This is a genomic window from Serratia sp. LS-1 (genome assembly GCF_003719595.1).
GTDB classification, from domain to species: Bacteria; Pseudomonadota; Gammaproteobacteria; order Enterobacterales; family Enterobacteriaceae; genus Serratia; species Serratia ureilytica.
On the sequence record NZ_CP033504.1, the window covers coordinates 4,224,428 to 4,236,996 of the forward strand.

At 61.2% G+C, this 12,569-nt stretch carries 12 protein-coding genes; 9 read left to right on the forward strand and 3 right to left on the reverse strand.

Features of this window, described 5'->3' with window-relative positions; genetic code table 11:
- Nucleotides 1-27 precede the first annotated feature (27 nt).
- Nucleotides 28-1,137, reverse strand: coding sequence for an FKBP-type peptidyl-prolyl cis-trans isomerase N-terminal domain-containing protein (locus tag EDY99_RS20200; protein ID WP_223524390.1), 1,110 nt, complete (start codon nt 1,135-1,137; stop codon nt 28-30).
- Between the two features lie 29 nt (nt 1,138-1,166).
- Nucleotides 1,167-1,580, reverse strand: a complete 414-nt coding sequence (locus EDY99_RS20205; protein WP_033651770.1) for a hypothetical protein — start codon at nt 1,578-1,580, stop codon at nt 1,167-1,169.
- 757 nt (nt 1,581-2,337) lie between these two features.
- Here EDY99_RS20205 and EDY99_RS20210 point away from each other — a divergent pair.
- From EDY99_RS20210 to EDY99_RS20250, 9 genes are all read left to right on the forward strand, one after another.
- On the forward strand, nt 2,338-2,868 hold the full coding sequence (locus EDY99_RS20210) for a fimbrial protein (RefSeq protein WP_033645329.1): 531 nt from the start codon (nt 2,338-2,340) through the stop codon (nt 2,866-2,868).
- A gap of 91 nt (nt 2,869-2,959) precedes the next feature.
- Entirely contained in the window at nt 2,960-3,511 is a 552-nt protein-coding gene (locus EDY99_RS20215) for a fimbrial protein (RefSeq protein WP_033645330.1), read from the forward strand.
- Between the two features lie 71 nt (nt 3,512-3,582).
- Nucleotides 3,583-6,084, forward strand: coding sequence for a fimbria/pilus outer membrane usher protein (locus EDY99_RS20220; protein ID WP_033645331.1), 2,502 nt, complete (start codon nt 3,583-3,585; stop codon nt 6,082-6,084).
- A 24-nt stretch (nt 6,085-6,108) separates the two neighbouring features.
- The gene (locus EDY99_RS20225) at nt 6,109-6,855 is read left to right on the forward strand and encodes a molecular chaperone (protein WP_123062025.1); all 747 of its coding nucleotides are present in this window, start codon (nt 6,109-6,111) and stop codon (nt 6,853-6,855) included.
- A gap of 11 nt (nt 6,856-6,866) precedes the next feature.
- Entirely contained in the window at nt 6,867-7,478 is a 612-nt protein-coding gene (locus tag EDY99_RS20230) for a fimbrial protein (RefSeq protein WP_033645333.1), read from the forward strand.
- A 14-nt stretch (nt 7,479-7,492) separates the two neighbouring features.
- Nucleotides 7,493-8,497, forward strand: coding sequence for a fimbrial protein (locus tag EDY99_RS20235; RefSeq protein ID WP_033651772.1), 1,005 nt, complete (start codon nt 7,493-7,495; stop codon nt 8,495-8,497).
- An 18-nt stretch (nt 8,498-8,515) separates the two neighbouring features.
- Nucleotides 8,516-9,055 (forward strand): fimbrial protein, encoded by a 540-nt coding sequence (locus EDY99_RS20240; protein WP_033645335.1) that lies wholly within the window; start codon nt 8,516-8,518, stop codon nt 9,053-9,055.
- Nucleotides 9,056-9,164: 109 nt separating this feature from the next.
- On the forward strand, nt 9,165-9,788 hold the full coding sequence (locus EDY99_RS20245) for a LuxR C-terminal-related transcriptional regulator (protein WP_033645336.1): 624 nt from the start codon (nt 9,165-9,167) through the stop codon (nt 9,786-9,788).
- Nucleotides 9,789-9,867: 79 nt separating this feature from the next.
- The gene (locus EDY99_RS20250) at nt 9,868-11,361 is read left to right on the forward strand and encodes a PLP-dependent aminotransferase family protein (protein WP_047573393.1); all 1,494 of its coding nucleotides are present in this window, start codon (nt 9,868-9,870) and stop codon (nt 11,359-11,361) included.
- Here EDY99_RS20250 and EDY99_RS20255 read toward each other — a convergent pair.
- On the reverse strand, nt 11,358-12,272 hold the full coding sequence (locus EDY99_RS20255) for a DMT family transporter (protein ID WP_033645389.1): 915 nt from the start codon (nt 12,270-12,272) through the stop codon (nt 11,358-11,360). The two genes, EDY99_RS20250 and EDY99_RS20255, sit on opposite strands and share 4 nt — an antisense overlap.
- Nucleotides 12,273-12,569 lie beyond the last annotated feature (297 nt).

Here is a 12,569-nt window from a genome sequence, read left to right on the forward strand (position 1 = left end):
CTGAGTGGTTACTGCTGAGCTCCCCGCTCACGACTGCACGTCAGCGATGCGCAGGGTATAAATCATGGTGGCGTCCGGAGGGATCGCCGGCGGGCTGCCCTGCTTGCCGTACGCCAGCGCCGGCGGCACCACCAGCGTGATCGAGCCGTGGCGCTGCAGCTTCTCGATAGCCGCGCGAAACAGCGGCGGATAGCGCGTCAATGGCTGCGAGATCACCGTTCCCGCCAGCTCCATGTCTTTGATCACCCGGCCGTCGGTCAGGCTTTCGCGCACCACGATATCCACCCGATCGTCGGCGCCGATCGCACCGCTGCCGGCATAGTCCACCCGGTAGTAGAAACCGAGCGCATCTTGCTTGACTCCCTCCTGGCGGGCGAAATCGGCCAGATAGGCCTTGCCGTCCGGAGGGGGAGCCTGTGTCTGTTGCGTCTGCTGCAAACGTTGCTGCGCCGTGCGCAGCGCGCTGTCGATGGCGGCCTCATCCAGCCGCAACCGCCCGGCCAGGGTATCGGCGATGCCCGCCAGCAAAAGCCGCCGATCCGCCTCCAGTCCCGCACGCCGGTTCTCCTGTTGCAGATGCAAAATATCGCGCCCCAGCGATACGCCGGCGGCATACGCCTGCTTGTCCGCCTCGCTGGCCAGCACCGGGGCCTCAGCCGCCTGCCGCCGCTCAGCCAGCAAGGCGTCTACCCGCTGTCGTTGCTGTGCCAACTGCGCCGTCAAGCTTGCGCTGCGCTGTTCGGCCCGCGTGAGCGAAGCGGCCAGCGCGGTGACCTCAGGCAACGGCGCAACGGCCTGCCGCAACGCCTTCAGGGCATCGGCCAGCGGCCGAATATCGACATCGGTCCGCGCGCTTTTCGGCGCCGCGGCGGCCTGAGCCGCCGCCAACTGGCGCTCCAGCTGACGGATTTTCTCCGCCTGCTGTTGCACAGAGTGCTTCAGAGAAGTTAAACGAGCGCCGTCTGCCCCCGCGACGGCGGCCGGTTTGGCGGCCGGTGCGGGCGCCGGTTTACGCGCGGTTTCCTCCTTGAGCGCGGCCGGCGGAGCCTGCCGCTGTTCGGCAAATTTCAACAGGGCGGGAATGCCGTCGTCAGCGGCGCAAACGGCGCCGCTCAGCGCCAACAGCCAAAGCCCCATCGCCCATCTTTGCGCGCATCGCTTCATGGCTACAGATTCTCGACCCGGTTGGACAGATCGGACATCAGCTCATGTTCAACGTCGGCGCAGAATTTCTCGGTTTTATATTGATAAAGAGCATCAATCGCTTTACGGGTGCTTTCATCCACATTGCCGCGCACGCCGGCATATCCGGAAGCGTTGGAAAGCAGACCGTTAAAATAGGCAATGCGTTTTTGGTAACTCTGCGGATTAATATTTTTTAATGAGTTAACCCGTTGCTGGCAAAGCGCGATACGTTGTTCATCGGATTTATCATTAGGATTGTTCTGTGAAAGTTTTTTCACGGAATTCAGGTTTGTCTTGCTACCGCCCACGCAGCCTGACAGCGACATGACAGACAGTAAAAATATAGCAGAAACTACCGTGCGGCGGCCGCCGCAAGCATTAATCATCGTTATCATTCCGTTTATAATCCTTTAATTGTCACTTAGGTCATCATTATGTGGCGAACGGCAACAGCACATGCCTTAATTTGATTAATCAAAATGGGTTAGGCAGTGAAAAATCCCTATACCGCAGTGCGATAGAATAATTCACTACCGATGACATTGTTATTTAATTGTTAATGAATTAGACCTAAACGCGGGCTAAACACGAATAAAAAAACCAATCCCTTAGGGGAAGAAAACCACGAAACAACAATAAAAACAATAGATTATGTTTTATATTTTGTTTCTAAAGGGAAATTCATCATCTGCTGCCTCAGGGCGATATTAGCAAAACAATATGGCGAATTGTAGGTATCAGCCTATTTCCCCCGATCTAATATCTCGCATATCGTTATTTATATAGTGATTTATACTGGATAATATTTGTATACGATCTATTGGTTTTAAAGCAAATATATTTCTTTTTCCTTTTGGTTTTATATTCTGAATTTGACTTAATTTAATAAAATCTATTTCCAAGCAATACTATTATTTGCAAGAATATTCCCAGCAACACGCCACACGTAAAACTCGTATTTTATTTACCAGAAAATCCATTGTCGATTTTCCCAATCTCGTTATTTCTCATAAATAACGGATGTTGGCGTATTGCCCAGAGCAAAAGGATCTGGCTCCAACCGTACGGCCGGCGACATGACGTTGCCGCCGCTGCGGGGGATTTAGATGTGCTGTTCTTTTTATTTAAAAACTCTCTACAGGAACCTGAGAAATGAAACTGAATAAATTAATGCTGGCAACCGTGATTGCTTTCGCTTCTGCATCTGTTGCTCACGCCGCATCTAATCAGGGCAGCGGTAAAGTCACCTTTACCGGCGAAATTATCGATGCGCCATGCAGCGTCGCGCCGGAATCCGTTGACCAAACCGTACCAATGGGCCAGATCAGCAGCCGCATCCTGGCTAACCAGGGTAAATCCAGCATGCAACCTTTCAACATCGAACTGAAAGATTGCTCCATCTCCACCATGAAAAACGTCAAGGTGACCTTTACCGGCACGCCTGATCCGGTCAACAACAAACTGCTGGCCCTGAGCGGCACGGCAACCGGCGCCGGCATCGTGATCTACGACAACCTGCACTCCAAGGAAGTGGAACTGGGCACGGCGACCGACGGTCAGGGCCTGAACAACGGCGACAACTCGCTGAAATTCGCCGCTTACCTGCAGGGCAGCAGCGCCTCCGCCGCCGTGGTGCCGGGCGACTTCACCAGCGTGGCCAACTTCACCCTGGCTTACCTGTAATACCCCACAGGGGATGTCTCAGGGCATCCCCCGCTTGATTGCATGCCGACGAGAGCGGCAAGGGAACAGGGCAAGACAGGGAGACGCCAGCATGACTATCCGCCTTTGCGGCCTGTTGCTCATCGCGCTCAGCGTAGGCAGCGCGGCGGCGGCAGTGAAAAATCAGGGCCACGGCAAAGTCAGCCTGGGCGGCACCATCGTTGAAACGCCGTGCGGCATCGCCAGCGACAGCCTGGATCAAACCGTCGATTTCGGTCTGATCTCCATGACCGATGCCTCGCAGGACGGGCAATCGGTGCTGATCGGCAGCCGCCGTCATTTCACGATCAAACTGGTGAACTGCGAACTGGCCAGCCAGGTGAAGCCTGACTTCATCTATCGCGCAGCCAACGTCACCTTCGACGGCACCGCCGACAGCCGGGATCCTTCCCTGCTGGGCGTTTACGGCGAGGCGCAGGGCGTGGCTATCGAGCTGTTGACCGATGCCGGCACCCCGATCCCGCTCGGCAGCACGACGGCGGATTACCAGATCGTCGCCGGCGACAACACGCTGCGTTTTGGCGCGCAGTTGCGCCTGCATCCCGATAAGGCACGGGCGGGCGGCTTCAGCTCTCTGGCCAAATTCACCCTGTCTTATCTCTAGCGCCGGCGGGCGCTGCACAGCATTACGTATTCAGGTCGCACGGATGACCTGCTATTGGGCGCGGACTTGCCATGAGTGATTATGCTATGACGTCATTACTGACACGGAAACACCTACCTCTTCTCGTCATTCTATCTTTCCTCTGGGTGCGTCCGGCATTTTCCGCCACGGAATTCAATACCGACGTCCTGGATATCGGCGAGCGCAGCAAAGTGGATCTTTCGCGTTTCTCCGATGCCGACTACGTCATGCCCGGCGCTTATTTGCTGGACATCAAGATCAACCAGAAAACGCTGCCCCAGCGCAGCATTCAGTATTTCCCGTCGCCGGATAACAAGAGCGGCAGCCAGGTGTGCCTGCCGCCTGATCTGGTGGAAAAAATGGCGCTGAAAGAAGAAGCGGCCAAAAAAGTCACCCTGTGGCACGACAACCAGTGCGCCGACATTCGCGGCATCAAAGGCGCGACCGTCTCCGATCGCATCGGCGGCGGCGTGCTGGCGATCACCATCCCGCAGGCGTGGATGAAATACTCCGATCCCGACTGGACGCCGCCCGAGCAGTGGGACGACGGCATTCCCGGCCTGCTGCTGGACTACAACCTGAGCGGCCAGTTAGGCAAGCAGAATCACAACAACAACACCGCCCAGAACCTGAGCAGCTACGGCACGCTGGGCGCCAACCTGGGCCCCTGGCGCCTGCGCGCGGACTACCAGGCCAATTACAATCAGCAGGCCGGCGATCGCAGCACCGGCTTCGACTGGAACCAGATCTACGCCTACCGCGCGCTGCCGATGCAGGCCGCCAAGCTGACGCTGGGTGAGATTTATCTCGACTCCGGGGTGTTCGACGCCTATCGCTTCACCGGCCTCAATCTGGCCAGCGACGAGCGCATGCTGCCGCCGAACCTGCAGGGCTACGCGCCGGAAGTGCGCGGCATCGCCAAGAGCAACGCCAAGATCACCGTCTCGCAGGAAGGCCGCACGCTGTACGAAACCACCGTGCCCGCCGGGCCGTTCGCCATTCAGGATCTCAACAGCTCGGTGCGCGGCAAGCTGGACGTCAAGGTGGAAGAGCAGGACGGCACCGTCTCGACCTTCCAGGTGGATACCGCCACCATTCCGTACCTGACCCGCCCGGGCTACGTGCGCTACAACGTGGCGCTCGGCAAAACCTCGGCCTACGACCACCGCACCCAGGGCCCGCTGTTTTCCGCCAGCGACTTCTCCTGGGGGCTGAGCAACGCCTGGTCGCTGTATGGCGGGGCGCTGCTCGGCGGCGACTATAACGCCTGGGCGCTCGGCCTCGGCCGCGATCTGAACGTGTTCGGCGCCATGTCGTTGGACGTCACCCAGTCGATCGCCCGTCTGCCCGGCGAGCCGACCGCCAGCGGCATGTCGTTCAAGCTCAACTACGCCAAACGGTTCGATGAGCTGAACAGCCAGATCACCTTCGCCGGCTACCGCTTCTCGCAGCGCAAGTTCATGAACATGTCGCAGTACCTGCAGGAGCGTTACGGCGATTACGACAAGAATTACAACGGCCGCCAGAAAGAGCTGTACACCATCACCGCCAGCAAAACCTTTATGGCGGAAGACAGCGCCAAGGCGATCACCGCCTACCTGACCTACTCGCACCAGACCTATTGGGATGCGCGAACCCAGGACCGTTACGGGCTGTCGGCCAGCAAGCTGTTCAGCGTCGGCGATATCAGCAACATCACCGCCTCGCTGTCGGCTTACCGCACCTATTACCAGGGCCGCACCGACGACAGCGTGATGCTCAACTTCACCGTGCCGATCGGCGACCGTCGGCGCGTCGGTTATGCGCTGCAAACCAACAACGGCGATGTCACGCAGACCGCGTCGTACAACGACTACAGCGATCCGGACAATACCTGGCAGGTCAGCGGCGGCTTTAATCAGTCCGGCAAATCGCTGGCGCGCGGGTACTACACCCACAACGCCTCGTTTGGCTCGCTGAACGCCAGCGCCTCTTACCAGCAGGACAGCTACTCGTCGATCGGTGGCTCGTTCCGCGGCGGCCTCACTGCGACCCGGCACGGCATCGCGGCGCATCAGAACTCGAGCAACGGCGGCAGCCGCATGATGCTCGACACCGACGGCATCGCCGGCGTGCCGATCAACAACGGCCGCGCCTACAGCAACCGTTTCGGGCTGGCGGTGATTTCCGACATCACCAGCTACTACAACACCGACACCCGCATCGACGTCAACAAGCTGGCGGACGACGTCGAGGCCACTCGCGCCGTGGTGCAAGGCACGCTGACCGAAGGCGCCATCGGTTACCGCCACTTCGAGGTGGTGAAAGGCAGCAAGCTGTTGGCCACCATTCGCCTCGCGGACGGCAGCGAACCGCCGTTCGGCGCCGCGGTGCTGAGCGAGAAAGGCCGCGAGGTCGCGGTGGTCAACGACGGCGGCTCGGTTTACCTGACCGGCGTGCAGCCGGAGGAAAAACTGGACGTCGCCTGGGAAGGCCAACGCCGCTGCCGCATCGTGATCCCGGGCGCCGCCAAGCCGCTGGACCAGCTGCTGCTGCCGTGCGCCACCCTGTAATCCGTAACGCTGAGAAATGATGACATGAACAAACACCCGATAACGCTACTGACCGCCGCCGGCCTGGCCCTGAGCGCCGTACTGCCCACCGCCGACGCGGCGATATCGCTGGATCGCACGCGCGCCGTTTATGTGAGCGACGCCAAATCGATCAGCCTGAATATCGTCAACGAAAACAAAGAGCTGCCCTTCCTGGCGCAGTCCTGGCTGGAGAACGAGCAGCACCAGAAAATCACCTCGCCGCTGGTGGTGCTGCCGCCGCTGCAGCGCGTGGAACCAAGCGAGCGCAGCGTGGTGCGCATCACCAAGACGCCGGAGGCGGATCGCCTGCCGCAGGATCGCGAGTCGGTGTTCTACTTCAACCTGCGCGAAATTCCGCCGAAAAGCACCAAAACCAACGTGATGCAGCTGGCGCTGCAAACGCAGATCAAACTGTTCTATCGGCCGAAAGCCATCGTCGCGCCCAAGGGCCAGGTGTGGCAGGAAAAGCTGGTGTTCCGTAAAAGCGGCGGCGCCATCACCGTCGACAACCCGACGCCGTTTTACATCACCCTGACCGGCATGACGCAGCAGACGCAAAAACAGGGCGGCGGCGCGATCGGCGGTTTTCAGCCGCTGATGCTGAAGCCGAAATCCAGCGAAAGCCTCAAGCTGCAAGAGACCGGCATGAACAGCTTCGTCATCACCTACATCAACGACTACGGCGGCCATCCGGAGCTGCGCTTCGTCTGCAATGGCGGCGTTTGCACCGCCGTGCCCGAGAAAAAATAAGGAGGTCCAGCATGGCTGAATTCACCGATCGACTGCGCCCGCTGCTGCTCGGCGCACTGCTGTGCGGCGGCGGCGCGATGGCGGCAACGCCGCTGGGCGTGATCGAAGGCACCACCGGCACCGTCAGCTTTCACGGCGGCCTGCTCAGCTCTCCCTGCAGCCTGACGCCGGACAGCCGGGATCAATCCGTCGATCTGGGCGACGTCAGCGCACGCGACTTCCGCAACGCCGGCGATCGCAGCGCGCCGGTGCGTTTTCGCCTCTCGTTCCGCAACTGCCTGCTGGGCGCGCGCGCGCTGGCGGATAACCCGGCCGGCCCGCGCAACGGCGACGCCGGCCGCCTCTACCTGCAGGGAGAGCAGGCCGCCACGCTGGTGTTTCTCGGCGAAAGCGATGTCGATAACCCATCGCTGCTGAAGCTGAACGGCGGCGTGCAGGGCATCGGCCTGCGGCTGCAAGACCAACAAGGCCAGGCGCTGGAGCTGAATCAACGCAGCCGCCCTTACATTCTGCAACCCGGTAGCAACACCCTGTGGTTCAGCGCCAGCGTGGAATCCACCCAGCGGGCGGTGATGGCGGCCGGGTTCGCTGCCGTGGCGCACATTCAGGTGATTTACCTGTGAGGCTCGAGAACGCGATGAAAACACAACTGACCAAACTCTGCCTGCCGCTGGCGATCGCGCTGGCGGCCCCCGCCGCCTGGGCCAACGGCTACGTCACGCCGGACGGCGGCCCCAAACAGTTCTATATCGATCTGAATCAAAGCAACATCACCAACCAGGTGGGGTTCACCAAACAGTTTCCCTATTCATTAGGCGGTACCTATACCGGCAAGGCCTACTGCGATACGCCGATCCCCCGAAGCCCGCACTTTTACAAGTCGGATTCGGCGCTGCCCCCCTCTGACTACGGCAACGGCTTCTTGCAGTTGAACGACTTCCTGGATTTAAAAGCCGAAGTGTGGATTGCAGGTAATAAGAAGGCCTATGTCACGGTGCCTTTTTACAACGAATCCAACGAGTATCCCAATCACAGTTGCTCACCGCCCTATGTGCAGGTCAACAACTATGAAAGCGGTTCAAAAGGCCGCATCACCTTCCGGGTGCGCAAAAAGATCATCAACGGCGTCGAGATTAACGATCGGCAGATCATCGAGATGTTCGGCCGCCTCGGCTCGACCGACGGCGGTTTCGGCCCCAATCCGATGGCGCAGGTGTTTATCCAGTCCGCGATCCTTTACGTGCCGGATAAATGCGTAGTGAACGAAGGCCAGCTGATCAACGTGGAGTTCGGCGAAATCGGCGGCAGCGATCTCAACGGCTCGAACTATCCGCAAAGCATTCCGGTGCGCTTCCAGTGCGAGGGCGGCAGCTTCGAGGACGGCACGCTGAACATCAAGCTGGCGGTGTCGGGCACGGCGGCCGCCTTCAGCAACGAGGTGTTCAAAACCGACAAGAACGATCTCGGCATCCGGCTGACGCACAACGGCCAGTTGGTCATTCCGAACGAGTTTTACCCGGTGCCGAACATCGGCAACGGCGGCTCCTGGAACCTGGTGGCGGCGCCGTTCGCCAACGGCGGCGCGGAGATCGGCGAAGGGGAATTCAACGCGTCGGCCACCATCGTGGCGGCATTCCAGTAACCGAGGGAGGAACGGAAAATGCGTCTACGCGCTTTAGCGCTGCTCAGCTGCGCGTCCTGGTGGTTTGCCGCCATGCCGGCGGCGGCGAACACCGAGCTTATCGGCGCGCCGGTGCAGTTCCACGGCACCGTGGTGAGCCGGCCGTGCAATATCGAACCGCAGTCCGCCGATCAGCTGGTGGAGATGGGCACGGTGATCGTCAAAACCCTGTACCGCTACGGCCATACCACGCCGGTGCCGTTCAGCATCAAGCTGACCGACTGCAAGACCACGGTGTTCAAATCCGTCAGCGTGACCTTCAGCGGCACCGAAGACGGAGAGATGCCGGGCAAGCTGGCGATCAACAACGGCGCGAACGGCGCCGCCATCGCCCTGTTCGATCATCAGGGCGCAGACATCGATTTGAATAAGGCCACCAGCGCCGTCGCGCTGCAAAACGGCCCCAACAGCCTGAACTTCACCGCCTATGTGCAAGGGCGGCCCAGCGCGATTCAAAACCAAAGCATTACCGAAGGCGAATTCACGTCCATCGCCAATTTTGTGCTGGCGTACCAATAAGCCTCGCACCGTCCCAGGGAAATCAGGAAAACGACCGGCGCGCGAACGCCGGCGATGGGCCGTCACCGTTTGCTCCGGCGCGGCGCCACGGCTTTTTAAGGAGTCACCCATGCCAGATATTCGCTTCACGCTGTTCGACAGCGATAACTTCTACCAGCAGGGGCTGCGTCTGCTGCTGCAGGACTATCTGCACTCCCTGAACGAATGCCACCGCCGGTACCCGCAGTTCTCGCCGCTGGCGCTGCAGGCGTTGGATAACATCGAAATCGTGTTCCGCACGCCGGAAGAGCGCTGGGGCTGCGCCTGTTGTTATCAAAGCCCTCACGGCGTTCCGCGCCAGCGGCAGCTGACCCTGCTGATCCTCGACGACGCGACCCAGCAACAGGTGAAAAACCTGCCGCCGCTGTTCAGCATCCATCGGCGCGATTCGGCCTACGCCATTCGCCTCAAGCTGCAGATGGCGTTGGAAAAGTTCATCCTGCATCCGTGGGTGGCGCTGCACGCCGCCGGCCAGTGGAAATGCCAGGCTTGCCGCATCGCCGCGCTCAGCCACTGCGAGAAAAAGGTGCTGGGTTTGATGAGCAGCGGCATGTCCGCCTGCAGCATCGCCGGCCTGCTGCAGCGCAGCCAGAAAACCATCAGCGCCCATAAGCGTTCGGCGATGCGCAAGCTCAACGTGCGTAAAAACAGCGAGCTGAATAAGGTGCTGCTGAATCAGCGCGGGCTGAGTTGACTGACAACGGACTCGCGAGTGCCGACAGAGTGGTTTACTCTGAATACTCATTTTTGCACTGCACAGCGAGCCGGAATGCATGCCCAGAACAGCCCAAGTCGTTGACGTCCCCGCCCTCGGCGAGATTGACCGCCAGGCGGGGCAGCTAAGCCACCAACTGGCGCAGGCACTGCGCCGGGCCATCCACAAAGGCGATCTGAAAGCGGGCGATCTGCTGCCTTCGACGCGCCGGCTGTCGGCGGCGCTGAATCTGGCGCGCGGCACGGTATTGGAGGCGTTTGCTCAGCTGACGGCGGAAGGCTTTCTTGAACCGCAGCCCGGCTCCGGCACCCGGGTCGCCCACTATCAGGCGCCGCGCCGCACGCCACACGCCACGGTGCAAACCGCTCCGGCCACAGCCGTGCCACTTTCTTCACAGGCGCAGCATCTGGCGCGTTTTGCCGCCCAGGCGCGGGCGCTGCCGTCGGTGCCGTTCACCGTGTCGGTCCCGATCGGCGATACCGCGCCCGACGATATCTGGCGGCGGCTCGGCAACCGCATCCGGGCGCGCGGCCCCGGCGCCCCATCCGGCTATGGCGATCCGTTGGGCGCCCTGCCGCTGCGCGAAGCCATCTGCGATTATGTGCGCCGTTCCCGCTCGGTAAACTGCACGCCGCAGCAAATCCTCATCACCGCCGGCACCCAGCAGGGACTGTATCTGGCCGCGCAGATCCTGTTGGACGCCGGCGACAGCGCCTGGGTCGAGGACCCCGCCTACGCCGGCATCACCGCCCTTTTTAACAGCCTGTTTCGCGATCGGCACATGATCAGAGTGCCTGTCGCCGACGACGGCATCGACGTCGCCGCCGGCGTGCGCCTGGCCGCCGACGCCCGAGCCGCTTTTGTCACGCCGTCTCATCAATATCCGCTGGGCATGCCGATGAGCATGGCGAAAAGAAGCGCCCTGCTGGCCTGGGCCAGAGAACGGCAGGCCTGGATCGTGGAAGACGATTACGACAGCGAGATGCGCTACGCCGGCCACCCGTTCCCTTCGCTGCAAGGGTTGGCGCCCGAGCGGACGCTCTATCTCGGCACCTTCAGCAAGGTGCTGTTCCCTTCGCTGCGATTGGGTTACGCCATCGTGCCGCCGCCGCTGGTCGACGCCTTTTGCGGCGCCCGGATCCTGATGGATCGTCACCCGCCCAGCGCAGATCAACACGTACTGGCCGCCTTTATCGCCGAAGGGTATCTCGACCGGCATATCCGCAAAATGCGCGGCGTCTACGCCGAGAAACGCCGGGTGCTGATCGAGGCGATCAACGCGCGCATCCCGGCCGAATTGGGGAGGGTGCAGCCCTGCGATCAGGGCATGCACATGGTGCTGTGGCTGAGGAAAGATCTCGACGACATGCAGGTCGCCCAGCAGGCCAACGAAGCCGGATTGGCGCTGCGGGCGGTATCGCCGATGTATGCGCCCGGCCACGGTGAGCCGGGTCTGGTGCTGGGGTTGGGCGGTTACGATGACCGCCAGGTGCAGCAGGCGGTAGAACGACTCGGCGAGGTGATCCGCGCCTGCGCCCGCAACGGGGCCTAGCGAGAAAAGCGCTTGGCGCCGAACACGCAAACCACCACGCCGGCCATCACGGCGATCATCATCGGCTGGACGGTTTCCTGCAGCAGCCAGCCCGCCAGCGCCAGGCCGAAGAACGGCTGCAGCAGCTGCAATTGCCCGACGGCGGCGATGCCGCCCTGCGCCAGGCCGCGATACCAGAAGATAAAGCCGATCCACATGCTGAACACCGAGACGTAAGCCAGCGACAGCCAGGCGGCGCCGCTGACGACGGGCCAAGCGGCCGGCGCCGCCCACCATGCGGCCGCCAGCGTCAACGGCAACGCCGCCACCAGCGCCCAGGAGATCACCTGCCAGCCGCCGATCCGGCGCGACAGCACCGCGCCTTCGGCATAACCCAAACCGCACAGCAGCACCGCGCCGACCATCAGCGCATCTCCCTGCCAGGCGCCGCCGCTCCCCTGGCTCAGCGCGAACGCCCCCACCAGCGCGGCGCCAATGCCCGAAAAAGCCCAAAAAGCGGGCTTGGGGCGCTCACCGCCGCGCAAGACGCCAAAACCGGCGGTCGCCAGCGGCAGCAGGCCGATATACACCAGCGAATGCGCCGAGGTGGTGTGCTGCAGCGCCAGCGCCGTCAGCAGCGGAAAACCGATGACCACGCCGAGCGCTACAAACAGCAACGGCGGCAAATCGGCCCGCGTCGGCCGCGCCTGGCGAGTGATCCGCAGCGCGCACAGGGCCAGCAAAGCGGCGATCGCCGCCCTGATCGCCGTCAGAAACAGCGGATCGAGCTCCAGCACCGCCACCCGGGTGGCGGGCAACGAGCCGCTGAAGATAATCATGCCGAGGAAACCGTTCATCCAGCCCTGAGCCGAATGCCCGACGGCGGGATGAGCAGGGGTAACAACAAGCGTTTTTTCAGACTGACTGTCCATCATGCGAATGCTCCGCACGCCTGAGGCATACCGAAATCGGCAACCCGCGAGGCGAGATCATAGTGAAAGAGAACATCGTTCCCCGGCGTCGCTTGCCGGGGCTGCGTTCTATTTTTCAGATAAAGCGGTTCACAGACAGGTCCAGATAGCGAGATTTTCACTGTGCCGGTTGCCAAAGTGCGCCGCTAACGCCAAAGAAGGGCGTTTTTCGGGCTGTCCTTGGCCGTTTGGCGGCATCGCCGGCGGGGTACCATGGACTTTTATGCGTTTTTGCAGAACAGGACAAGGTGCGGCGCC